The sequence below is a fragment of the Luteibacter sp. genome, assembly GCF_036499525.1.
Classification (GTDB): Bacteria; Pseudomonadota; Gammaproteobacteria; order Xanthomonadales; family Rhodanobacteraceae; genus Luteibacter.
This window is the reverse complement of the sequence record NZ_DASYDO010000069.1, coordinates 85691-106487: the sequence shown is the minus strand read 5'-3', so window position 1 is coordinate 106487 and position 20797 is coordinate 85691. Positions and strand designations below refer to the sequence as shown.

The window sequence follows — 20797 nt, the reverse complement described above, 5'->3', positions numbered from 1 at the left end:
CCCTGCGCGCGACAGACTTTCGCGCCGGTTCCCGGTGCTGGCGCGCCCGCTCCAAGACAGGGCCTCAAAAGCTGTCGCGCGCAGGGCGCGCTCCTACGGTTCTATTTCGATTTCAGCCGGGCCACCAGGGCCTTCAGCACCGTCTGGGTTTCCTCGGCGAAGAAGTCGTCGATGAACCCCGGGTCGAGCAGGTTGGTCGTGTCGCCCCAGACGGCGACGAGGTCGGCGCGGGCGATGGCGCGGGTGCGCAGCATGGCTTTCGGTGGCAGCTTCAGCAGATCTTCGAGCCATAGCACCGAGCGCGTCACCACCTGCTCCACCGTGGACAGTTCGTCGACCAGTCCGATCGCATGCGCCTGTTCCGCGTCGACCATGGCGCCCGCCACCAGCAGGCGCTCGGCGCGGTACGCGCCGACGATGCGGCGCATGGCGAACTGGATCGGTTCGGGAACGGAAAGACCGACCTGAACCTCATTGAGGCCGATCTTGTAAACGCCGTGCGCCATGATCCGGTAGTCGCAGAACAGCGACACCACCGCGCCGCCGGCCGGGCTGTGCCCGGTGATGGCGGCGACCGTCGGTACGCTCGAGGTCGCGATGGCACCGCAAAGGGCGAAGAATTCGTTCCAGAATTCCTTCACGCCGGCGCGGTTGCGCTGGATAAGGGCGGGCACGTCCACGCCAGCGGAGAACATGCCCTGCGCCCCCGAAATCACGATGCCCCGGGCGCCGTTGGACGGTGCCTCGACGATAGCTTCGCGCAACGCCTGGAGCAGGCCGATGTCGAACGCGTTCACTGGCGCGCGCGCCAGGCGGATTTCGTGGATGCCGCCGTCGTGCGGAAGGATATCGAGCATGGTGCTTGTCCCCGGAATGATGAGTCTGATGTGGTCGGATAAAGCTCGGTGGGAGCCGACCCTGCCGGCGATGGGCTTGCCGCAGTTATCGCGGGATATCCGCATCCACCCAGGTGTATTGCACCGCGTAGTCCAGCGTGACATTTCCATTGGCCGGCACCTGTACCTTGAACTCCAGCAGTTCGGGCGACACCTTGGTCGGCCTGGTGGAAGACGACGTCACCCTCCACGCCCTCCAGCGGTTCGGGTGCTCGTGCACGGTGATCGTGCGGGCCGTGTCGCCCGCATTGGAAAGCATGATGCGGAAGCCTTCCTCGATACGGTGCGCATTCGCATCCGCGGTGAAGGCCGTCTGCTCGCGCGTGGCCGTGAGATCGAACGCGTTGCCGAGCGAAACGGTGCTCTCCTGACCCTTTGGCGTGTCGTCGATGCGACCCTCGCCAAGCAGTTCGGCATTGCCGTCACGATCGGTGGCCAGCACGCGCACGTAGCCAGCGGGCAGGCTGTCGAAAGCCTTGAAGCGCAGGTTGGAAATGATGGGCACGCCATTGGCGGGAGGAATCGTCTGCCGTTCCAGATTCGGACGCGGCGGAAACCAGCCCCCGGTCTGCGAGTCGTACACTGCCTCGCGTTCGCAGTCGAGGGTGCGGCGGTCGTACAGAGGCGTCTGCGTGACGCTGCCATCCGGCAGGTCCACGGCGGCGGGGAGGGTATAGGTGCGCAGATCGCCAAGCGTGGCCTGGGCCGGCATCGGCGGCGCGGCCTTGGCCATCGCCACCATGCCGCGATCGAACATCTTTGGCTGCGGCGGCATCTTGGCCCGGCGCGCCTCCCCGGCGACGAGCTTCAGCGTTACGTCCTCCCAGTCGCGGCCACTGCGGTTGGCGATGCTCGCGGCGGCATCGAAGCTCATGCGGCAGGCATTGCCGGGCTGGAGGGTGGCGACATAGGCACCGCGCCAGCCGAGGCCGGAGGTGGGATAGTCCAGCTGGGCGTTCGCATGGCCCGCGCCGCTGCCGGTGACACGTACCTGCAGGGTCGATCCGCGGGCGAAATCGGTGCTGTCCGCGGCGCGCAGCGCGGCGTACTGGCGCACGAGGGTCGCCTGGCCGTTCGCTTCCCGCACGACGAGGGCGTCGCCACCGCGGACCAGCGTGCCGCTGGCGATGGGCTGGCCGCTCTCGCCGATCACGCTGACGTTACGGCCCACGAGCCCGGCCACGGCGCCGTCGAATCCCTGGCCGAGCAGCAGGCGCTGTGAGACCACGCGGGTTTCCTTGCCGGGAAAGCGCAGGGAAAGGGCCTCGCTGTCGAGCGCGGCGGGCAGGCCGTCGATCGCCAGGTCCTGCGTGCCGCCCTTCAGGTCGAAGGCGCGGCGTTCGTGGACGACCGCGTAGCCATCGCCAGAGACGGCGTCGCCACCGGTGGAGAACAGCTGGTCGCCGTCGGCGCGATAAAGCGTGAGCGCGGTGCGCTCATCGGCGGCGAAAGCGGGAAGGGCGACGGCACAGGCGATCGCAAGGACGAGGGAACGTTGCAGCATGATGCTCTCCGTGGTGACCCTGGCGGATCATACCGGGGAGGACTGAACGTTCGCGATCTTTTGCGAAAGCGTGCGGCCTGCGTCGCCTTTTGCAGGAGCGCGCCCTGCGCGCGACATGTTCTGAGGCCGTGACCTCGGAGCTGGCGCGTGAACTCCGGGACCGGGGCGAAAACATGTCGCGCGCAGGGCGCGCTCCTACAAAGCCCCGGGCGCGTTCGAAGGCCTCAAGCCCTTTCCGCTTCCGCAGCCGCGTCGCGGATCGCCTGCGGCAGCGGCACCGGGCGGCCGCTGCGGGTGTCGATCCACACCATGGTGATGCTGCCGTCGCAGTGGACGCGCGTCGGATCGTTGCTGTCGAGGATGCGATGACCGATGGTCATCGAACTGTTGCCGATACGGTTGACGAACAGTTCGATCTGGATGTCCGCCGGCCACTCGATGGGCAGCCTGTAGTTCAACTCGCTGTGCGCCATGACCGGCGCCGCCTCGGGGCTGTACCACTCGCCCGGAACGTCCTTCAGCCACTGCAACCGCGCTTCCTGCAGGTAGACGAGGTAGTTGGCGTTGTTCACGTGGTTGTACGCGTCGAGGTCCTGCCAGCGCACGTCCATCGGCGTGATGAATAGCGGGATGGGCGACGGGTCAAGCGAGGCTTCGGTGCTCATGCGGTCTTTTTCTTTTTAACGGGGGCCACCTTTTTCGCGGCCGTTTTCTTGGTGGCAGCCTTGGCCGCGGGCTTCGCGACCGGCGCGGCCGGCTTCAGGTGGGGCAGCAGGAAACGGCCGGTGTGCGAGGCTTTCGTCGCGGCGACCTTTTCAGGCGTGCCGCTGACGAGGATGCGTCCACCGCCGGCACCGCCCTCGGGGCCGAGATCGATCAGCCAGTCGGCCGTCTTGATCACGTCGAGGTTGTGCTCGATCACGACAACGGTGTTGCCATGCTCCACGAGCCGATGCAGCACGTCGAGCAATTGCTCGATGTCGTGGAAGTGCAGGCCGGTGGTCGGCTCGTCGAGGATGTAGAGCGTGCTACCGGTATCGCGCTTGGACAGCTCCTTCGAGAGCTTTACGCGTTGCGCCTCGCCACCGGAGAGCGTGGTGGCGCTCTGGCCGAGCTTGATGTAATCGAGGCCCACCGCACGCAGCGTTTCGAGCTTGCGCGCGATCACGGGCACGTTCTCGAACAGCTTGAACGCGTCTTCCACCGTCATGCCGAGGACGTCGGCGATGGTGTGGCCCTTGTACAGGACCTCGAGCGTTTCGCGGTTGTAGCGTTTGCCGTGGCACACGTCGCAGGGCACGTACACGTCGGGAAGGAAGTGCATCTCCACCTTGATCATGCCGTCGCCTTCGCAGGCCTCGCAGCGGCCGCCGCGCACGTTGAAGCTGAAGCGGCCCGGCGTGTAGCCCCGCTGGCGCGACTCCGGCACCTGCGCGTACAGCTCGCGCAGCGGCGTGAACAGGCCGGTATACGTGGCCGGGTTCGAACGCGGTGTGCGTCCGATGGGTGACTGGTCGATGTCCACCACCTTGTCGAACAGTTCCAGCCCCTCGATGGACTCGTAAGGTGCCGGCTGCTCGCCCGCGCCGTTGAGCTCCATCGCCGCAAGGCGGTAGAACGTGTCGTTGATGAGGGTGGACTTGCCCGAGCCGGACACGCCGGTCACGCAGGTGAAGGTACCCACCGGAATACGGACGTCCACATCCTTCAGGTTGTTGCCGCTGGCGCCCTTGAGTTCGATCCACTGGTTGTCGCGGGGCTCGCGGCGCTTCTCTGGTACCCGGATGCCGCGTTCGCCGCTGAGGTATTTGGCCGTGACCGACGCCGGGGATGCGAGCACCTGCTCCAGAGTGCCCTCGGCCACGATGTGGCCGCCGTGCACGCCGGCACCGGGACCGATGTCCAGGATGTGGTCCGCCGCGCGAATGGCGTCCTCGTCGTGTTCCACCACGATGACCGTGTTGCCGAGGTCGCGCAGGCGGGTGAGCGTGCCGAGCAGGCGTTCGTTGTCGCGCTGGTGCAGACCGATCGACGGCTCGTCCAGCACGTACATCACGCCCACGAGGCCGGCACCGATCTGGCTGGCCAGGCGGATGCGCTGTGCTTCGCCGCCGGAGAGCGAATCCGCCTGGCGGTCCAGCGTGAGGTAGTTGAGGCCCACGTCGTTGAGGAAGGTGAGGCGCTCGCGGATCTCCTTCACGATCTTCACCGCGATCTCGCCGCGCCAGCCTGGCAGCTTCAGCTTCTCGAAGAACCTGAGAGCCGAGTCGATCGCCAGCGACGTGAGTTCCGGAATCGCCCGGTCGGCCACGAAGACGTTGCGCGCCGACGGGTTCAGGCGCTGGCCTTGGCAGTCGGGGCAGGGATGGTCCGCGATGTAGCGGGACAGCTCCTCGCGCACGGCGGCCGATTCGGTTTCGCGGTAACGGCGTTCCAGGTTCGGCAGGATGCCCTCGAACTTGTGCTCGCGGGTGACCTTGCCGCCGCGCTCGGTGATGTAGCGGAACGGGATCAGTTCGCGACCAGAGCCGTTGAGGATCGGGTTCTGCGCCGATTTCGGCAGTTCGCGCCACGGCGTTTCTGGATCGAAGCCATAGTGCTTCGCCAGCGACACGACCATCTGGTAGTAGTACGGGTTACGACGGTCCCAGCCCCGGATGGCACCGCCGGCGAGGCTGAGTTCCGGATGGCCCACGACGCGCGCCGGGTCGAACACCTGGGTGATGCCCAGGCCGTCGCAGGTGGGGCACGCGCCCACGGGCGAGTTGAACGAGAACAGGCGCGGCTCGAGCTCCGGCAGCGAGTAGTCGCACATCGGGCAGGAGTAGCGCGAGGAGAACAGCTGCTCCTGCGCCTTTGCGTCGTCCATGTCCACGAGGATCACGATGCCGTCGCCCAGGCGAAGCGCGGTCTCGAAGGATTCGGCGAGACGCTGCTTGATGTCGTCGCGCGGACGGAAGCGATCGATCACCGCTTCGATGGTGTGCTTCTGGCGCAGGGTCAGCGGCGGCACGGCGTCGAGGTCATACACCTCGCCATCCACGCGGGCGCGGACGAAGCCTTGCGCACGCAGCTGATCGAAGACCTGCACGTGCTCGCCCTTGCGCTCGCGGATCACGGGCGCCAGGAGCATCCAGCGCTTGTCGGGGTCCAGCGCCAGCGCGGCATCCACCATCTGGCTGACCGTCTGGGCCTCGAGCGGAATGCCGTGGGTCGGGCAACGCGGAGTGCCGACGCGCGCATAGAGAAGGCGCAGGTAGTCGTACACCTCGGTGATCGTACCGACGGTGGATCGTGGGTTATGCGATGTCGACTTCTGCTCGATCGAGATGGCCGGCGAGAGGCCTTCGATCGTGTCCACGTCCGGCTTTTCCATCATCGATAGGAACTGCCGGGCATAGGCCGACAGCGACTCGACGTAGCGACGCTGGCCTTCGGCATAGATGGTGTCGAAGGCCAGCGAGGATTTGCCGGACCCGGACAGCCCCGTGATCACGATCAGGCGATCGCGGGGCAGGTCGAGGTCGATATTCTTGAGATTGTGCGTGCGGGCGCCGCGGATGCGAATGCTGTCCATGTGCCGACGTTAATGGGGGAAGTCGACGACTATACCAAGGGTCTTCGGCCTTCATCCCGCATGGACTTTTGACGATTCATCACATTTGTTATGAGGGACAGGCAGACGTCCCGCGCCGGTTAGCCACAAGGCCCCGGCGGGGCTACCATGACGCGGCCCCCTGGGGGGATCACAGCCAATCATCCGAAGAGGAAGACACGCATGCGTAAGTGGACAGGGATTGCCGCCGGCCTCGTGCTGGCGGGTTGTGCGGGGCAGGCCCTGGCGGCGGTGCCGTCCGAGCAGCAGGTACGCCAGCTGATGGACGCCGTCGGCATGGGGCGCATGCTCAGCCAGATGAACAGCCAGATGGCGGGTGTGATGCAAAGCGCGCTGCCCTGCGTACCGGCCAGCTATTGGCAGGGTTTCGTGGACGCCAACGCCACCAACCAGCTGATCGGCCGCATGGTTCCGGTCTACCAGAAGCACTTCACGTCCGAGGACATCGACGGCCTGCTCAAGTTCTACCGCTCGCCCCTGGGCCAGAAGGTGATCACGCAGATGCCGGCCACCATGGCCGAGGGCATGCAGATCGGCAGGCAGTGGGGCCAGGAGCGCGGCAAGCAGATGATCTCCCAGCTGCAGAGCCAGGGCACCCTGAACCCGCAGGGCCAGTGCCCCGCTACCGGCGCGGCCAAGCCCGCGCCCGCCCCGAAGAAATAGATTCTTCACGCATTACCGGGGACGAGGACGGTCTTCAGGCGGGCGGTCGTGTCGTCTCGCGCGATCAGGCTCGCCTTCGGCTTCGGGGCGGAGGCTCGGCGTTCGCCATCGCGCTTTACACGTGAGCGTTTCGCGGGGAGAGCTTGGGGCCCACCCTCGCTGCTCAGACAGGTCCTCCGCGTTCGATAAGGAAGGCCGCTACCGCGGCCCATGTACTTATATGGCCTACGGCCGCTCTCTTGTGCGGAACTCGCCTCGAGGGTGGGCCCCAAGCTCTCTTCCGGGCGATACGGTTGCATGGTGGGCGAGCCGTTGGCGTGCAATGTTGTCGCCGGCACGGGCTTTTGCTCGACCTAAGCGGGTGCGCCGTGTGCCGCACAAGGCTCCGCCCGGACGGGTCGTACCCGACGCGGGTATCAATCCGCAGGGTGGGGCTCCACAACCCGGCTAGCACGGTGGCGGCTCTCCGAGCAGTCAGCCTCAGGGATCGGGAGAGCCTTCGGTGTCCACCCTCGAGGCGAGTTCCGCACAAGAGAGCGGCCGTAGGCCATACAGATACAAGGGCCGCGGTAGCGGCCTTCCTTATCGAACGCGGAGGACCTGTCTGAGCAGCGAGGGTGGACACCGAAGGCTCTGCGCCTCGCCGCCCGAACGTGAAGCTCTGCGCCTCGCCGTCCGAACCTGCGGCGGCGCGAGCGTGCCTCTACCTGAAGGTTGGGTGGGTCAAGTGATTGATAGTTAAGGGCGAGTGGGGTTCGCGGGGCCGGGCGCAGGGCCTGTGGCCGCCTATAACCGCCTGATTGACCTTGCCTTTTGCGGCCCGCTATAATTCGCGATTCGCAACACCCGCAACACCAAAAAAGAACTACATAAACAGCAACAGGAATTAACCATGAGCTACGCAGTCATCAAGACCGGTGGCAAGCAGTATCGCGTGATGGCAGGCGAAGTCCTGCGCGTCGAGCTGCTCAACGCCGAAGTCGATGCCACCATCCAGTTCGACCAGGTCCTCCTCGTCGGCGAAGGTGAGTCGATCACCGTCGGCGCCCCCCTGGTCGCCGGTGCCACCGTCAGCGCGAAGGTTCGCGCCCACGGCCGCGCCGATAAGATCCGCATCGTCAAGTTCCGTCGTCGCAAGCACTACAAGCGTACGCAGGGACACCGTCAGCACTACACCGAAATCGAGATCACGGGCATCAACGCCTGAGTCGCCGGAGGATATAAGTCATGGCACATAAAAAAGGCGTAGGTTCCAGCCGTAACGGCCGCGATTCGAACCCGAAGTATCTCGGCGTGAAGATCTACGGTGGCCAGGCTGTCGAAGCCGGTAACATCATCGTTCGTCAGCGTGGCACCAAGTTCCACGCCGGCGTGGGCGTCGGCCTCGGCCGCGACCACACCCTGTTCGCGCTGGTCGACGGCACCGTGTCGTTCAAGACCCGCGGCGACAAGGGCCGCAAGTTCGTCGACGTCGTCCAGGCATAAGCCTCACCCGACGCGATAACGAAGGCCCCGCCATAGGCGGGGCTTTTCGTTTGTAAGGCCGCCCCTTCCATCCAGGTTCCTCCCCATGAAATTCGTCGACGAAGCGCAAATCAGAGTCTCGGCCGGTGACGGCGGCAACGGCTGCGTGAGCTTCCGTCGCGAGAAATTCATCCCGTTCGGCGGCCCCGACGGCGGCGACGGCGGCAGCGGCGGTTCCGTGTGGCTGGTGGCGGACGAGGGCCTCAACACGCTCGTCGATTTCCGCCATATGCGCTCGTTCAAGGCGCCGCGCGGGCAGGGCGGCATGGGCAGCCAGATGTATGGCAAGGGTGGCGAGGACATCGAAGTCCGCGTGCCCGTGGGCACGGTGGTCACCAACGTCGATACCGACGAGGTGATCGGCGACCTCACCGTGCACGGCCAGCGCCTGAAGGTGGCGCAGGGTGGTCGCGGCGGCCTTGGCAACATCCATTTCAAGAGCTCGGTGAACCGCGCGCCGCGCAAGTCCACGCCGGGCACGCCGGGAGACGTGCGCGACCTGAAGCTCGAACTGCGACTGCTGGCCGACGTGGGTCTGCTGGGCTTCCCCAATGCGGGAAAGAGCACCTTCATTCGCGCCGTGTCGGCGGCGACGCCGCGCGTGGCGGACTATCCGTTCACCACGTTGCATCCGAACCTGGGCGTGGTACGTATCGGCACCGACCAGAGCTTCGTGATCGCCGATATTCCCGGCATCATCGAGGGCGCGGCCGAGGGTGCGGGCCTGGGTATCCAGTTCCTTCGCCATGTCTCGCGCACCAGCCTTCTTCTGCACGTCGTCGATATTCGCCCGATTGACGGCTCCGATCCGGTGGAGCAGGTACGCGCCATCGAGCACGAGCTGCAGCAGTTCGACACCGAACTGGTCGACCGCCCGCGCTGGCTGGTCATCAACAAGTCCGACGTCATCGACGACGAGGACGAGTTGAAGCAGGTGGTTGACGATATCGTCGCGCGCCTGGAGTGGACCGGCCCCTGGTTCCTGGTCTCCGCCGCCGGCGAAGTCGGTACCTGGGACGTCTGTCTCAAGGTGCAGCAGTTCTTCGACGCGGAGCGCGCGGCGCGCCGCGAGCATACCGAGGCTGTCGACGACGTCCGCATGCGCGATCTGTAGGAGGGCGCCTTGCGCGCGACATTTGTTGAGGCCGCTCCCCACGAACTGGCGCCAAAACTGGCAGACGGCGGCGAAAACCTGTCGCGCGCAAAGCGCGCTCCTACATCAAGGCAACAAAAAAGCCGGCGTCAGCCGGCTTTTTTGTGAAGCGATGTCGCGCAGGCTTACGCCAGGTCGCGGATCTTCGCGTTCAGGCGGCTCTTGTGACGGGCGGCCTTGTTCTTGTGGATCAGGCCACGGGCGGCGTAACGGTCCATGACCGGCACGGCGACGGCATAGGCGCTGACGGCACCGGCCTTATCCTTGGCGTCGATCGCCTTGACGACCTTCTTCAGTGCGGAACGCACCATGGAACGCGCGCTGACGTTGCGCAGACGGCGCTGCTCCGACTGACGCGCACGCTTCTTCGCGGACTTGATGTTGGCCAAGGTAAAGCTCCAGAGTTCGGTTGGTTTTAAAAAAGACGCCCATTTTGGAACCAAAGGCGGGCCGCGTCAATAGCTTAGGCCCCGCGCGAGCGGGTCCGGGGCGGGTAGGGCGACATCGCCTGCAGATTTCCAGCGGACGGACTGTCCTCCGCCCGGGCCGCGCTGTCAAACTAGGGGTTTGTGGCGGCCCCCAGGGCCGCTCCGATCGCCCCAAGGTAGCCTTCGACCGGATGAAAACCCCCAGCCTCCTTCGCGGCATGCTCAGCTTCAGCGGCATGACCATGGTGTCGCGCGTGCTCGGGCTGGTGCGGGACATGGCGATCAATGCTTCGTTCGGCGCCAATGCGGCCACCGACGCGTTCTGGGTTGCCTTCCGCATCCCCAACTTCATGCGCCGGCTGTTCGCCGAAGGTTCCTTCTCGACGGCCTTCGTGCCCGTCTTCACCGAAGTGAAAGAAACCCGGCCCCACGAGGACCTGAAGCGGCTCATGTCGCTCACCGCGGGCACGCTGGGTGGGGTGCTGCTGGTGGTGGTCGCGCTCGGCGTGATCTTCGCGCCACAGGTCACCGCGCTGTTCTCCCCGGGCGCCATCGAGACACCCGAGAAGTTCGGACTCACGGTCAACCTGTTGCGCCTGACCTTTCCGTTCCTGCTGTTCGTTTCGCTTACCGCGTTATGCGGCGGGGCGCTCAACAGCTTCCATCGCTTCGGCCTGCCAGCGCTCACGCCGGTGATCCTCAACCTGTGCATGATCGCCGGCGCGCTGTGGCTGGCGCCGCGGCTGCAGACGCCGATCATGGCGATGGGCTGGGCGATTCTGCTCGCAGGCATGCTGCAGCTGGCCTTCCAGCTGCCGGCGTTGCGCGGACTGGACCTGCTGGCGCTGCCCCGGTGGGGCTGGAGTTCGCCGGACGTGCGCCGGATCATGACGCTGATGGTGCCAACCCTGTTCGGCTCCTCGGTGGCCCAGATCAACCTGTTGCTGGACACGGTGATCGCCTCGCTGCTGATCGCCGGCTCGCAGAGCTGGCTGTCGCAGGCCGATCGCTTCCTCGAGCTGCCGCTGGGTGTGTTCGGCGTGGCCCTCGGCACGGTGATCCTGCCTTCGCTGTCGCGCCACCATGTGGCGACGGACAAGGAAGGCTTCTCGCGCGCGCTCGACTGGGGCTTGCGCACGACGCTGCTGATCGCCGTGCCTGCGATGTTCGCGTTGATGATCCTGTCCGTGCCCCTCGTGGCGACGATCTTCCAGCATGGCCGGTTTACCGCTTTCGACACGAAGATGGCGTCGCTGTCCATTTCAGCCCTGAGCTTCGGTCTGCCGGCCTTCGCCCTGGTCAAAGTGGTGCTGCCGGCCTTCTACTCGCGCAAGGACACGAAGACCCCCGTGCGGGCCGGCGTGGCGTCGCTGGTGGCGAACATGGTTTTCAACATGGCCTTCCTTGCCCTCCTGTTCTTCCTGTGGGCAAGTCCCGAACAGAAAGCGGGTTCGTGGATGGAGGCGATCGCCACGATCCCGGGCCTGCACATGGCCCTGGGCATGGCGAGCGCGGTGGCCAGCTATCTCAACCTGATCCTGCTCTGGCGCTGGCTCGGCAAGGCCGGCGTATACACGCGCCAGCCAGGGTGGGGGCGTCATCTGGTCCGCCTCGGGGTGTCGTGTGCGGTGATGGTGGTGGTCCTCCTGGCCGGCCTGTACATCTGGCCAGACTGGAGCGGCGTCGAGAAGTGGGAACGGGTATGGCGCCTGGCGGTGCTGGTCGGTGCGGGCGGCGGCGCCTACGTCGCCACGCTCTTCGCCCTTGGGTTCCGCCTGCGCGAACTGCGCGCGGTGTAGGAGCGGACTTGTCCGCGACAGCTCTTCGCCTCGGTCCTGACTCACGCGTGCTCTCCAAGGCACGTCCTCAACAGCTGTCGCGGACAGGTCCGCTCCTACGCCAGTACAGCGGCCCTGCGGGCCGCTATACTGGCCCGATGGCTTTCATTCCGCATCGATTCCAGGGCCCCCCGGCATGACGCTGCGACTCCATCGCGACGTCGACGGGCCGTGCCTCGCGCCCGATGGCAGCATTGTGGCGATCGGCGCTTTCGATGGGCTGCACCTGGGCCACCAGGCCATCCTCTTCGAGGTGCGTCGGCGTGCCGAAGCCGCGGGACTGCTTCCGGCCGTGATCACCTTCGATCCTCTGCCGCGCGCCTTCTTTTCGAAGGAGCCGGTGCCGCGTCTTTCCGGCGTGCGCGAGAAGGCCGAGGGCATGACCGCCGCCGGTATCCGCGAATTGCTGTCGCTGCGTTTCGACCGCGCGCTTACCGAAATGTCCGCGGAAGACTTCGTGCGCAAGGTCATCGTCGGACGGATGTCCGCTCGCGAGGTCTGGGTGGGCGAGGATTTCCGCTTCGGCCACCGCCGTGGCGGCGATTTCGCCCTCCTGCAGTCCATGGGCGCCGAACTCGGCTTCACTGCGCATGCGGTGGCGCCGGTGGTCGTCGATGGCGAACGCGTGTCCTCATCCCGCGTGCGCATGTTGCTGGCCGAAGGCGACTTCGCCGGGGCCACGCGCCTGCTAGGCCGGCCTTTCGTGATCGATGGCCACGTGGAGCGCGGCAAACAACTCGGCCGCACCCTCGGTTATCCCACCGCCAACGTGCACCTCGGCGACCGTGTCAGCCCGATCCTCGGCATCTTCGCTGTGCGCATCGGCGTGGGCGACGGTCCGTGCAGCTGGCCCGGCGTGGCCAGCCTCGGTTTTCGCCCGACGGTGAACGAAGTGCGCGAGCCGCTGCTCGAAGCCCACTTGTTCGATTTCTCCGGCGACCTTTACGGCCAGCGCATCGGCGTGGAGTTCGTGCGGAAACTGCGTGACGAAGAAAAATTCGACGGTCTGGACGCCCTGACCGCGCAGATGCGCCAGGACGAGATCGCCGCCCGGCAGGCCCTTGGGATGAACCCCATACTTGTCGATGTCCCAGAAGCTTACGGTTCCCAGCGATGACCCAGGATTACAAGAACACCATCAACCTGCCGCAGACGGCGTTCCCGATGCGCGGCGACCTGCCAAAGCGCGAGCCGGGCTGGCTGGCGACGTGGGAACGCGTGGGCCGCTACGCCCGGATCCAGGAGCGCACCGCCGGGCGCGACAGGGTCTTCGTGCTGCACGACGGCCCGCCGTATGCGAACGGCGCCATCCACCTGGGCCATGCGGTCAACAAGGTGCTCAAGGACGTGGTGGTGAAGTCCAAGCTGATGGCTGGTTACCGCGCGCCGTATGTGCCGGGCTGGGACTGCCATGGCCTGCCCATCGAGATCGCGATCGAGAAGAAGTTCGGCAAGGCGGGCGACAAGCTCGATGCCGCCGCGTTCCGGCAGAAATGCCGCGAATACGCGATAGCGCAGATCGACCTGCAGCGCGTGGACTTCAAACGCCTGGGCGTCCTCGGCGACTGGGAAAAGCCGTACCGCACGCTCGACTTCACTTATGAAGCGGACATGATCCGCGCGCTGGCGCGTATCGTCGCCAACGGCCACGTCGTGCGCGGCGCCAAGCCGGTGTACTGGTGCTTCGACTGCGGCTCGGCGCTCGCCGAGGCGGAGATCGAATACGCCGACAAGACCTCGCCCGCCATCGACGTGGCTTACGACGCCGTCGATCCGGTGTCCTTCGGTGCGTTGTTCGGTATCGCCGCCGGCGACGCTAACATCGCCGTGCCCATCTGGACGACCACGCCATGGACGCTGCCGTCCAGCCAGGCCGTCTCGCTCGGCGGGGAAATTGAATACGCGCTCGTCGAAGGTCCCTCGCGCAACGGCAAGCCGCTGCTGCTGGTGATCGCCTCGGCCCTGGTGGAAAAGGCGCTCGCACGCTACGGCATGGAGACGGTGAACGTGCTCGGCCGCGTGCAGGGTGTCGTGCTCGAGAACCAGCCGTTGCACCATCCGTTCTACGATAAGCGCGTACCGATCATCCTGGCGGATCACGTGTCCGACGAGGATGGCACCGGTGCCGTGCATACGTCGCCCGATCATGGCGCGGAAGACTTCGTCGCGGGCCAGCACTACGGCATCGGCACGCTCAATTACGTCGATGGCCGCGGCGTCTACCGTGCCGACCTTCCGCTGGCGGGCGACGTGTCCTTCGCCGGCATGCACATCTGGAAGGCCAACGACCTGATCGTTGACCTGCTGCGCGACCGCAGCGTGCTGCTCGCTTCGGCGAAGCTCACGCACAGCTATCCACATTGCTGGCGGCACAAGACGCCGGTGATCTTCCGTGCCACGCCGCAATGGTTCATCGGCATGGAGCAGGCCGACCTGCGCCGCACCGCGCTCACCTCGATCAAGTCCGTGCGCTGGGTGCCGGGCTGGGGCGAGGAACGCATCGCGGGCATGGTCGACGGTCGTCCGGACTGGTGCATCTCGCGTCAGCGCACCTGGGGCGTGCCGATCACGCTGTTCATCGACAAGGACACGCACGAACCGCATCCCGACACCGTTCCGCTGATGGAAAAGGTGGCGCAGAAAGTCGCGCTCGAGGGCATCGACAGCTGGTTTACGCTGGATGCGCGCGAACTGCTCGGCGACGACGCGGACAAGTACGAAAAAGTGACCGATGTCCTCGACGTATGGTTCGACTCCGGCGTAAGCCACTTCGCCGTGCTGAGTGCGCGTCCCGAACTGAGGGCGGGGGACGCCCGCGAATACAAGGTGATGTACCTGGAGGGCTCCGACCAGCACCGCGGCTGGTTCCAGTCCTCGCTGCTGACGTCGGCGGCCATCCACGGTCGCGCGCCGTACGACCATGTGCTGACCCACGGTTTCACCGTGGACGCGCAGGGCCGCAAGATGTCCAAGTCGATGGGCAACGGCATCGAGCCGCAGGACATCATGAAGACTCTCGGCGCCGACATCCTGCGCCTGTGGATCTGCTCCACCGACTACCGCAACGAGATGTCGCTCTCGGACGAGATCCTGAAGCGCGTGGCGGATACCTATCGGCGCATCCGCAACACCACGCGCTTCCTGCTCGGCAACCTCGACGGATTCGATCCGGACAAGCACCTGCTTGCCACCGACGCCTGCCTCCCACTCGACCACTGGGCGGTGCAGCAGGCAGCCGATACCCAGGCAGCCATCGTAGCCGCGTACGAGCGCTACGATTTCCCCGAGATCGTCCAGCGCGTGCAGAACTTCTGCACCAACGAACTGGGTGCGCTGTATCTGGACATCACCAAGGACCGTCTCTACACGATGCCGACAGACAGCGTCGGCCGTCGCAGCGCGCAGAGCGCGATGTACCGGATCCTTGAGTCGATGCTGCGCTGGCTCGCGCCGATCGTCAGCTTCACCGCTGAGGAGGCCTGGGCGCACATGCCCGGCTCGCGCGATGAGTCGGTGCTGTTCGAGACCTTCTACGAAGGCATCGACGTGCGCCAGGACGGCGACACGCGCGGCTGGTGGGCGACCTTGCTGGCCATCCGCGAGACGGCTTCGCGCGTGCTCGAGGGCATGCGCAAGGCCGGCCAGATCGGCGCGTCGCTTGATGCCACGCTCACCATCCACGCCGATCTCGCCACGCAATCGGCCCTGGCCGAGTCCGCTTCCGAACTGCGTTTCTTCTTCATCACGTCGGATGTTGCGCTCGCCCCGCTGGAGGGTCGCCCGGCCGAGGCGGAGCGCGTGGAGCTCGATGGGGCAGAGGTTTACGTGTCCGCGGCGGTCAGCGAGGCTGTCAAATGCATCCGTTGCTGGCAGCATCGGACGGATGTCGGCGTGGCCTCGGCACATCCCCAGATCTGCGGCCGCTGCGTGGAGAACGTGACGGGGCCGGGCGAGGACCGCCTCTGGTTCTGACCGGTCGACACCCGACGCACCCCGCGCGCCCCGCGACGCGGGTTTCCATCAGCAAATGGCTTCCCGAATGACCGTACGCCCAAAACCCAACGCCCTGTCATGGCTCTGGCTCGCCGCCGCCATGATCGCGCTCGACCAGCTGACGAAGTGGTGGGCGCTCATGGCCTTGCAGCCGGCAGAGACGCCGCATGCGGTAATCCCGGGGATACTGAACTGGACGCTCACCTTCAATACGGGGGCGGCGTTCAGTTTCCTGGCGGACAGCGCCGGCTGGCAGCGCTGGTTCTTCGTACTCCTGGCCGTGGCGGTCAGCGCCACCCTGGGCGTTTGGCTTTCCCGCACGCCACGCGGCGACTGGCGCACCGCGGCGCCCCTGTCGCTGATCCTCGGCGGGGCCTTCGGCAACGTCATTGACCGGTTGCATGCGGCCAAGGTCACCGATTTCATCCAGGTCTTCCTGGGCAGCTACCCCTTTCCGGTCTTCAACGTCGCCGATTCAGCCATCAGCGTGGGCGCCGTGGCCCTGATCGTGTTCAGCATGTTCGGCCAGCAAAAGCCCGCCACGCCCTGAACCCATTCCGGGCCGTGCGATAATGCCGGGGTTCCCTACCATGGCCCGTGTGGCCCCGAGGCTCCTCTTGGACATCGTCCTCGCCAATCCCCGCGGTTTCTGCGCCGGCGTCGATCGCGCCATCGCCATCGTCGAGCGCGCCCTCGAGTCCTATGGCGCGCCCATCTACGTGCGCCACGAGGTCGTGCACAACCGCTACGTCGTGGAACGCCTGCGCGCCGATGGCGCGGTGTTCGTCGAGGAGCTGGACGAGGTACCCGATGGCTCCACGGTCATCTTCAGCGCCCACGGCGTGCCGAAGTCCGTGCGCGAAGAAGCCGACCGCCGTCGCCTCAACGTGTTCGATGCCACCTGTCCGCTGGTGACCAAGGTGCACATGGAAGTCGCGCGCCTCGGGCGCGCCGGCCACGACGTGGTGCTGATCGGCCATGCCGGGCATCCGGAGGTGGAAGGCACGATGGGGCAGTGGAACCCGGCCAACAGCGGCATCATCTACCTCGTCGAATCCGTGGAGGACGTCGCGGCCTTGCACCCCAGCCAGCCGGACAAGCTGGCCTTCGTCACCCAGACCACGCTATCGGTGGACGACACCATCGCCATCATCGGTGCACTGCGGGCGAGGTTTGCCACCATCGAAGGCCCGCGCAAGGACGATATCTGCTACGCCACACAGAACCGTCAGGATGCCGTGCGCCGTCTTGCCGATGCCGTAGACCTCGTGCTCGTCGTGGGCTCGGTCAACAGCTCCAATTCCAATCGACTGAAGGAGTTGGCCGAAAAGCAGGGCGTCACGTCCTACCTCATCGACGGTGCCGAGCACATCGAGCGCAGCTGGCTGGACGGCAAATCGCGTATCGGCGTGACCGCCGGCGCGTCGGCCCCGGAGAAGCTGGTGCAGGAGGTGATCGCCCGCCTGCAGTCCTGGGGCTCTGGCAGCGTCCGCGAACTCGACGGCGAGGCCGAGAACATCACTTTTGCGCTCCCCAAGGAGCTGAGGATGGCCGGCTGAGGGTTGCACCGCGCACCGGGCTTCCCCTAGAATTCCGCTTCTCGCCGGAATAGCTCAGTTGGTAGAGCGCGTCATTCGTAATGATGAGGTCGTAGGTTCGATTCCTATTTCCGGCACCACCGATTACTTCCCGGACTGCCGCTGCGCGGTCCCGGAGGAAACAAAAAAACCCGCTCACGCGGGTTTTTTTGTAAAGAAACTGCGCGGGGAAAGCGCTTTCGCGGGACCGAAACCGTAAAAGTCGCCGTTCGGTTTTATTTCCTGAAGGCGACGCCCGTCCAGGTCTGGCAATCGAGGCAATGGCAGGCGTAGCTTGCCGGCAAGGTCTCTACGGAAAGCACGTACCTCACCTGCCCACAGCGGCAGCCGCCGGAAATCGTATTCAAGAGGGTCCCTTTGCTTGCAGGGGAAGCCGAATCCGCTGAGGATACCGGAATGGACCATCCCGAATTTACCGCCATCGCCACGCCCCGGTTGCGTCTGGACCGGCTCTTGCCCGCCGATGCCCCATCGCTGCTCGCTTATCGCGGGGACGATGCAGTGGCGCGCTTCCAGGGGTGGAAGCCCGCCGAACTGGCGGAGGTCGAGGCCTTCATCGCGAAGCAGGACGTGCAGGCGTTCGCCGAACCCGACAGCTGGTTCCAGCTAGCCGTCCGCGAACGGCCATCCGGCGATCTGGTCGGCGACCTCGGTATCCACTTCCCCGGCAGCCATGTCGACGCCATCGAATTCGGCGTCACACTTAAGCCCGAGCGGCAGGGTAGGGGGTATGCACGAAGCGTTGAACGCGATGCTTGATCTTGCCTTCGGCACATGGGGCTATCGTCGCGCCCTGGGTTCCGTCGACCCGCGCAACGTTGCGAGCATGGCGCTTCTGCGGTCGCTGGGATTTCGCAAGGAAGCGCACCACGTGGAAAGCTGCCTCGTGCGTGGCGAATGGACGGACGACGTGGTGTTCGCGATGCTGGCTCGCGAACGGCTTCACGTATAGGCGGGCATCAAGCCACTAGGCCACGGACAGCCGCGCCATCACCGCGGCACTGGGCGGCGGCAGGTGGCGCAAGGGCGCGTCCGGAATGAATCGCCAATCGCACAGTCGGCGGGGCAGGCGCGCCGACGCATGCCGATCGCGGAGATCGCGAAGGGCATCTTCGGGAAGGTCGTACCGACCGACCTCGACGTCGTCGCGCAGCGCGCGCCAGCGGTGGCCGTGGCTAACGATGCGGAACGGGGCTTCGGGTGACGAATAGACATACTGCGCGAGCACGGAACGAACTCCCTTCTTAGCCCGCTCATTGTCCCCGCGCTTTCGTGACCGTTGCGTTATGCGGAGGCGACGCCGTCGTGTCTGTGAAACCCGCGGCGTCGCGTCGGTCGATTGCGGTTCAGTCTGGCGCCTTCGCCGGTACGAACGGGGACACCGGATCGCTTGCAGGGAAGGTTTCTTCCAGAGCATGGTCCTGGTTCTCGTCCGCGTGGTGCTTGCGGTTTTTTTTCTCGGCCTCGGTTTCCTGATGTTTGGGCTGGCCGTGGTCGGGGTGTTTGACGTCTTGGCGATCGTGGTGGGTCATGGGTACGCCTCCTTGTTCTTGGGGAAGGGTCATATCGGGCGCGCGCGAACGTGAATGCCAGGTCGGCGCAGGGTGGACGCCGCTTGTCGGAATAATTCGGCCGACCGTCGGCCAAAGCTGGCATTCCATTCAGGCTTGGTTAGTGTCAGGTCGTCCAAATGGTTGTTGGGGGGAAGCCAGCGTGATCCACATCCCATCGCCGCGCGTGCAGCGCGGTGTGTCGATGATCGAAGTCCTTGTCGCGGTGCTGATCTTCACGGTCGGCCTGATCGGCCTGGGCGGACTCCTGATCACCGCCACGAAGTCCAACGCGTCCGCTCTGGTCCGCACGCAGGTCACGTTCCTGGCCGGCACCATGGGCGACCGCATGCGCGCGAACCCGTTGGGGCTGTGGAACGACAATTACAATTCCACGGGATACCCCATCGACGACACGGTGCCCGACTGCGATAAAGGCTGTACACCGTCGGAGGTCGCCCTGCGCGACCAGGTCGTGTGGAGCCAGCAACTCAAGGACTCGCTCCCTGCCGTGGGACCGAGCAGCATCAACTGCGTGAAGGGCGGCAACCCTCCCGACTCATCGATGTATTCCAAACGGCCTCCCTTTAACGGCACCTGCACGATGACGATCACCTGGGCCGAGCGCGGCCTCACCGGAGGCGACGACAAGGTCGCTTCCGGGAACCTGCAATCCTTCACCTGGGTGTTCGAGCCATGAGCACGTTCCGATCCTTCCAGCGCATTCGCGGTGTCACCCTGATCGAACTGATGGTGGCACTGGTGCTCGGCCTCATCGTCGCGGGCGGCATCGTCACCGTGTTCCTGTCGACCTCGTCGAGCAATCGCGCACAGACGCAGTTGGCGCGCCTGCAGGAAGAAGGGCGCTTCGCGGTCACGCGCATCGCCACCGACCTGAAGATGGGGGGCGCGCAATACTGCAGCGGGACCAGTGGCGTGGCCACAGTGGCCGATAAAAGCGGTGTAGCACTGGACTCCCTGCGCTCGCCGACCGTGCTTGCCAAGGACCTGACGTTTCCCCAGAACACCACGCCCTGGGGCGACCCCTATCCCGCGAAGCCCACGGCAGCCTATTCGCTTCCGTCGTTCTTTTACATGCGTGGTTTCGATTGCACCAAGAGCGACTGTGCCCCTGCGAGCCCTCCGACGGCGGACGATGGCGTTCCGGCCATGGGCGACAAGGTCGGCGACCGCGTGAAGGGAGCGGCGGTGTTGCAACTGCGCTATGTGGATTCAGGCCGCGGCTGGGCGATCGGCGGCGCTAGTACGGTGGTCGGTAACAACGGTGTCGTCAGTTCGATCCACATCGCGCCGAAGCTCGCATTGGGCGAGCAGCCGCTCACCGGCATCGCCGACAACGAGTTCATGATGCTGGCCGACTGCTCCACGGCGCAGATCTTCCAGACCACCGGCAATCCGGATTTCGTGCCGGTTGATACCGCGGGTAATTTCTCCGCGCCGCGCGCGCTCACACCGCAGTCGGCTCCGCGCTTCTTCCGGATGAAGACCGATTTCCGCACCATCACCTATTTCCTCCAGGTGGTCAGCGACGACGGCACGGAAACAGGCGCCAAGACGGGCGCACTGATGCGCTGCGACAGTGGCAATACGCCGGCGTGCCAGGAACTGGTGCGCGGCGCCGAGCGTCTGGACTTCAGCTACGGCGTCGAGGATAGCAATGGCCTCCTGCACTACCTGACCGCAGCCGAGGTGGACTCGCGCGCCGATAAGGCGATCGATTGTCCGACAGGCCCGCCGGGTTCGACGGCGACCGACCAGGGCTGCCTCTGGCGCGCGCTGAAGACGGTGGAAGTGAACCTGCTGATGGATGGGCAGGCGCCTCTCTATACGCTGCAGGGTCCGGATATCGCCTATGCGTATGCGCCCGAAGGCAATACGACGCCGAGAGCTCCCGACGATCGCGGCGACAACGGCATTGCGCCCGCCGACCAGGGCTTCGCCAACCAGATGCTGCGCCGACAGTTCGGCACGCTCGTCATGATGCGCAACTACAACCCGTAACGGCGAGGACAC

18 protein-coding genes, 1 tRNA gene and 1 pseudogene are annotated in these 20797 nt (G+C 65.6%); 13 read left to right on the top strand and 7 right to left on the bottom strand.

Annotated features, from left to right (window positions below; genetic code table 11):
- Window positions 1–101 precede the first annotated feature (101 nt).
- The 4 genes from VGM71_RS14435 to uvrA all read right to left on the bottom strand — a co-directional run bounded on the left by VGM71_RS14435 (window position 102) and on the right by uvrA (window position 5977).
- The gene (locus VGM71_RS14435; protein ID WP_331546358.1) at window positions 102–857 is read right to left on the bottom strand and encodes an enoyl-CoA hydratase/isomerase family protein; all 756 of its coding nucleotides are present in this window, start codon (window positions 855–857) and stop codon (window positions 102–104) included.
- 85 nt (window positions 858–942) lie between these two features.
- The gene (locus VGM71_RS14430; RefSeq protein WP_331546356.1) at window positions 943–2400 is read right to left on the bottom strand and encodes a DUF4139 domain-containing protein; all 1458 of its coding nucleotides are present in this window, start codon (window positions 2398–2400) and stop codon (window positions 943–945) included.
- A gap of 224 nt (window positions 2401–2624) precedes the next feature.
- Window positions 2625–3065 (bottom strand): thioesterase family protein, encoded by a 441-nt coding sequence (locus VGM71_RS14425; RefSeq protein WP_331546354.1) that lies wholly within the window; start codon window positions 3063–3065, stop codon window positions 2625–2627.
- Window positions 3062–5977 (bottom strand): excinuclease ABC subunit UvrA, encoded by a 2916-nt coding sequence (gene uvrA, locus VGM71_RS14420; RefSeq protein ID WP_331546352.1) that lies wholly within the window; start codon window positions 5975–5977, stop codon window positions 3062–3064. The genes VGM71_RS14425 and uvrA overlap by 4 nt, the downstream gene beginning before the upstream one ends.
- Before the next feature lie 201 nt (window positions 5978–6178).
- Between uvrA and VGM71_RS14415 the strand changes: the two genes are divergently transcribed.
- The 4 genes from VGM71_RS14415 to cgtA all read left to right on the top strand — a co-directional run bounded on the left by VGM71_RS14415 (window position 6179) and on the right by cgtA (window position 9317).
- On the top strand, window positions 6179–6679 hold the full coding sequence (locus VGM71_RS14415) for a DUF2059 domain-containing protein (RefSeq protein ID WP_331546350.1): 501 nt from the start codon (window positions 6179–6181) through the stop codon (window positions 6677–6679).
- An 892-nt stretch (window positions 6680–7571) separates the two neighbouring features.
- Window positions 7572–7886, top strand: a complete 315-nt coding sequence (gene rplU / locus VGM71_RS14410; protein ID WP_331546347.1) for a 50S ribosomal protein L21 — start codon at window positions 7572–7574, stop codon at window positions 7884–7886.
- 20 nt (window positions 7887–7906) lie between these two features.
- The gene (rpmA, locus tag VGM71_RS14405; protein WP_072321611.1) at window positions 7907–8164 is read left to right on the top strand and encodes a 50S ribosomal protein L27; all 258 of its coding nucleotides are present in this window, start codon (window positions 7907–7909) and stop codon (window positions 8162–8164) included.
- A gap of 85 nt (window positions 8165–8249) precedes the next feature.
- The gene (cgtA, locus tag VGM71_RS14400) at window positions 8250–9317 is read left to right on the top strand and encodes an Obg family GTPase CgtA (RefSeq protein ID WP_331546342.1); all 1068 of its coding nucleotides are present in this window, start codon (window positions 8250–8252) and stop codon (window positions 9315–9317) included.
- Between the two features lie 164 nt (window positions 9318–9481).
- Here the strand turns inward: cgtA and rpsT are convergent, their stop codons facing one another.
- Window positions 9482–9745, bottom strand: coding sequence for a 30S ribosomal protein S20 (gene rpsT, locus VGM71_RS14395; protein ID WP_072321609.1), 264 nt, complete (start codon window positions 9743–9745; stop codon window positions 9482–9484).
- A gap of 230 nt (window positions 9746–9975) precedes the next feature.
- On the opposite strand from rpsT, the gene murJ reads away from it, so the two are divergent.
- From murJ to VGM71_RS14360, 7 genes and pseudogenes are all read left to right on the top strand, one after another.
- Window positions 9976–11583, top strand: coding sequence for a murein biosynthesis integral membrane protein MurJ (murJ, locus tag VGM71_RS14390; protein WP_331546335.1), 1608 nt, complete (start codon window positions 9976–9978; stop codon window positions 11581–11583).
- Window positions 11584–11758: 175 nt separating this feature from the next.
- Window positions 11759–12739, top strand: a complete 981-nt coding sequence (locus tag VGM71_RS14385) for a bifunctional riboflavin kinase/FAD synthetase (protein ID WP_331546333.1) — start codon at window positions 11759–11761, stop codon at window positions 12737–12739.
- Window positions 12736–15594, top strand: a complete 2859-nt coding sequence (gene ileS / locus VGM71_RS14380) for an isoleucine--tRNA ligase (RefSeq protein ID WP_331546331.1) — start codon at window positions 12736–12738, stop codon at window positions 15592–15594. The genes VGM71_RS14385 and ileS overlap by 4 nt, the downstream gene beginning before the upstream one ends.
- Window positions 15595–15661: 67 nt before the next feature.
- The gene (gene lspA / locus VGM71_RS14375) at window positions 15662–16165 is read left to right on the top strand and encodes a signal peptidase II (protein ID WP_331546329.1); all 504 of its coding nucleotides are present in this window, start codon (window positions 15662–15664) and stop codon (window positions 16163–16165) included.
- Window positions 16166–16232: 67 nt separating this feature from the next.
- Window positions 16233–17174: a 4-hydroxy-3-methylbut-2-enyl diphosphate reductase gene (ispH, locus tag VGM71_RS14370; protein WP_331546396.1), complete on the top strand. Its 942-nt coding sequence runs from the start codon at window positions 16233–16235 to the stop codon at window positions 17172–17174.
- Window positions 17175–17217: 43 nt separating this feature from the next.
- Window positions 17218–17293: transfer RNA gene (locus tag VGM71_RS14365), tRNA-Thr, on the top strand.
- Between the two features lie 316 nt (window positions 17294–17609).
- A pseudogene (locus VGM71_RS14360) lies at window positions 17610–18165 on the top strand (GNAT family N-acetyltransferase).
- Between the two features lie 15 nt (window positions 18166–18180).
- Here VGM71_RS14360 and VGM71_RS14350 read toward each other — a convergent pair.
- Both VGM71_RS14350 and VGM71_RS14345 read right to left on the bottom strand, forming a co-directional pair.
- On the bottom strand, window positions 18181–18441 hold the full coding sequence (locus VGM71_RS14350; RefSeq protein ID WP_331546323.1) for a hypothetical protein: 261 nt from the start codon (window positions 18439–18441) through the stop codon (window positions 18181–18183).
- A gap of 118 nt (window positions 18442–18559) precedes the next feature.
- Complete coding sequence (locus VGM71_RS14345) at window positions 18560–18745, bottom strand: hypothetical protein (RefSeq protein WP_331546321.1); 186 nt, start codon at window positions 18743–18745, stop codon at window positions 18560–18562.
- Between the two features lie 181 nt (window positions 18746–18926).
- On the opposite strand from VGM71_RS14345, the gene pilV reads away from it, so the two are divergent.
- Both pilV and VGM71_RS14335 read left to right on the top strand, forming a co-directional pair.
- Window positions 18927–19463, top strand: a complete 537-nt coding sequence (gene pilV, locus VGM71_RS14340) for a type IV pilus modification protein PilV (RefSeq protein WP_331546319.1) — start codon at window positions 18927–18929, stop codon at window positions 19461–19463.
- On the top strand, window positions 19460–20785 hold the full coding sequence (locus tag VGM71_RS14335; RefSeq protein WP_331546317.1) for a PilW family protein: 1326 nt from the start codon (window positions 19460–19462) through the stop codon (window positions 20783–20785). Before pilV ends, VGM71_RS14335 begins: the two co-directional genes overlap by 4 nt.
- Window positions 20786–20797 lie beyond the last annotated feature (12 nt).